Below are 3,169 nucleotides of genomic sequence, written 5' to 3'. Positions count from 1 at the left end.
GCCACGGTGCCTTCCATGCCCGTGCCGACGACCGGAGCCTCCGCGCGGAGCAGCGGCACCGCCTGACGCTGCATGTTCGATCCCATGAGCGCGCGGTGAAGGAGCGCATGAGCTCGGTCGACGTGTCGACCGTGATGCCGAACGACCTGATCAACGCGAAGCCGGCGGTTGCCGCAGTCCGCGAATTCTTCGGCTCCTCACAGCTGTCGCAGTTCATGGACCAGACCAACCCGCTGTCCGAAGTCACCCACAAGCGCCGCGTGTCGGCGCTCGGGCCGGGCGGTCTGACGCGTGAACGCGCGGGCTTCGAAGTCCGCGACGTTCACCCGACCCACTATGGCCGCATCTGCCCGATCGAAACGCCCGAAGGCCCGAACATCGGTCTGATCAACAGCCTCGCGACCTTTGCGCGCGTCAACAAATATGGTTTCATCGAGACGCCGTACCGCCGCATCGTCGACGGCAAGGTCACCAACGAAGTCGTCTATCTCTCGGCGATGGAAGAGTCGAAGCACACCGTCGCGCAGGCGAACGCCGACCTCAACCCCGACGGCAGCTTCATCGACGAACTGATCTCGGCACGCGAAGCGGGCGAATTCCTGATGGCCCCGCGCGACCAGATCACGCTGATGGACGTGTCGCCGAAGCAGCTCGTTTCGGTTGCAGCGTCGCTCATTCCGTTCCTCGAGAACGACGACGCCAACCGCGCGCTCATGGGATCGAACATGCAGCGTCAGGCGGTGCCGCTGCTCCGCGCGGAGGCTCCGGTCGTCGGCACGGGCATGGAAGGCACCGTGGCACGCGACTCGGGTGCCGCCATTGCCGCACGCCGCGGCGGCGTGATCGACCAGGTTGATGCGACGCGTATCGTTATCCGCGCGACCGACATGGTCGAACCCGGCAAGTCGGGCGTCGACATCTATCGCCTGCAGAAGTTCCAGCGTTCGAACCAGTCGACCTGCATCAACCAGCGTCCGCTGGTGAAGGTTGGCGACGTCGTCCGCTCGGGAGACATCATCGCCGACGGTCCGTCGACCGAGCTCGGCGAACTGGCGCTCGGCAAGAATGTGCTCGTCGCGTTCATGCCGTGGAACGGCTACAACTATGAGGACTCGATCCTCATCAGCGAACGCATCGTGAAGGACGACGTCTTCACCTCGATCCATATCGAGGAATTCGAAGTCACCGCACGCGACACGCGCCTTGGCCCCGAAGATATCACGCGCGACATCCCGAACGTCGGCGAGGAAGCGCTTCGCAACCTCGACGAAGCGGGCATCGTCTACATCGGCGCCGAAGTCGGCCCGGGCGACATTCTGGCCGGCAAGATCACCCCCAAGGGTGAATCGCCGATGACGCCGGAAGAAAAGCTGCTCCGCGCGATCTTCGGCGAAAAGGCCAGCGACGTGCGCGACACCTCGCTTCGCCTGCCGCCGGGCGTGTCGGGCACCGTCGTCGAAGTCCGCGTCTTCAACCGTCACGGCATCGACAAGGACGAACGTGCGATCGCGATCGAACGCGAGGAAATCGAACGGCTGAAGCAGGACGCCGACGACGAGCGCGCGATCCTCAACCGCGCGACCTTCTCGAGCCTCAAGGACCTGCTGATCGGTCAGACGACCAGCGCGGTGCCGAAGGGGCTGAAGAAGGGCGATGTCGTCACCGAGGAGATGCTGGTCGAGCTCGACCGCGCCGACTGGTGGAAGCTCGCGGTGGTCGAGGACAATGCCCAGACCGCATTGGAGGCCATCAAGGCGCAGTATGACGACGCGATCAAGCGGATCAACGCGAAGTATGAAGATCGCGTCGAGAAGCTGCAGCGCGGCGACGAACTCGCCCCGGGCGTGCTCAAGATGGTCAAGGTCTTTGTCGCCATCAAGCGCAAGCTGCAGCCGGGTGACAAGATGGCCGGCCGTCACGGCAACAAGGGCGTCATCAGCCGCATCCTCCCGAACGAGGACATGCCGTTCCTCGAGGACGGGACGCATGTCGACATCGTGCTCAACCCGCTGGGCGTGCCCTCGCGCATGAACGTCGGGCAGATCCTCGAAACCCACCTCGGCTGGGCTTCGCGCGGTCTGGGCCGGCAGGTCACGCAGGCGCTCGACGAATGGCGCGACGCCAATCCCGACGCGGTCGGCGGGCAGATGCCCGCGGCCGTGCGCGATGCGCTCGAAAACGTCTATGGCGGCGAATATGTCGAGGACATCAAGTCGCGCGATGCCGAAAGCATCGTCGAACTGGCCGACAACCTCCGCGTTGGCGTGCCGTTCGCGACCCCGGTGTTCGACGGCGCGAAGGAAGCCGATGTGTCGAACATGCTGACCCTCGCGGGGCTGCACGAATCGGGGCAGTCGGATCTTTACGACGGCCGCACCGGCGACAAGTTCGACCGCAAGGTGACCGTGGGCTACATCTATATGCTGAAGCTCCACCACCTCGTCGACGACAAGATCCACGCGCGTTCGATCGGTCCCTACAGCCTCGTCACCCAGCAGCCGCTGGGCGGTAAGGCGCAGTTCGGTGGCCAGCGCTTCGGTGAAATGGAAGTGTGGGCTCTGCAAGCTTATGGCGCGGCATACACGCTGCAGGAAATGCTGACGGTGAAGTCCGACGACGTGATCGGCCGCACCAAGGTTTACGAAGCGATCGTCAAGGGCGACGACACCTTCGAGGCCGGCATTCCCGAAAGCTTCAACGTGCTCGTCAAGGAAATGCGCTCGCTGGGCCTCAACGTCGAGCTTTCGTCCTATGCGGACGAAGACGATGACGAAGGACCGGAAGCGCTACCGGAAGCCGCCGAATAAGATTTTTCCTCACCCCTCTCGTGCCAAGCGAGAGGGGAAGATGGAGCAGACATATGAACCAGCTTACCAACTTCATGAACCCGGTCGCGAAGCCCGAAACCTTCGACATGATCAAGATCGGCATCGCGAGCCCCGAGCGTATCCGCTCGTGGTCGTTCGGCGAGATCAAGAAGCCCGAAACGATCAACTACCGCACGTTCAAGCCCGAGCGTGACGGCCTGTTCTGCGCGCGCATCTTTGGCCCGATCAAGGATTATGAATGCCTGTGCGGCAAGTATAAGCGCATGAAATACAAGGGCATCGTCTGCGAGAAGTGCGGTGTCGAAGTCACGGTGACCAAGGTCCGCCGCGAGCGCATGGGC

At 63.3% G+C, this 3,169-nt stretch carries 2 protein-coding genes; both read left to right on the top strand.

Translation table 11 applies throughout. From position 1 onward, the window contains the following. Positions 1 to 2,807 (top strand): DNA-directed RNA polymerase subunit beta (rpoB, locus tag VLF18_RS11515; protein WP_325279766.1); only part of this gene is annotated, 2,807 nt, incomplete at its 5' end. A 53-nt stretch (positions 2,808 to 2,860) separates the two neighbouring features. Beyond that, positions 2,861 to 3,169: hypothetical protein (locus VLF18_RS11510; RefSeq protein ID WP_325279765.1), on the top strand; the 309-nt coding region annotated here is incomplete at its 3' end.

It is taken from the genome of Tahibacter sp. (genome assembly GCF_035481375.1).
In the GTDB taxonomy this organism is placed as follows: Bacteria; Pseudomonadota; Gammaproteobacteria; order Xanthomonadales; family Rhodanobacteraceae; genus Tahibacter.
The sequence above is the reverse complement of the archived record's forward strand: the minus strand, read 5'-3'. Positions and strand labels throughout refer to the sequence as shown.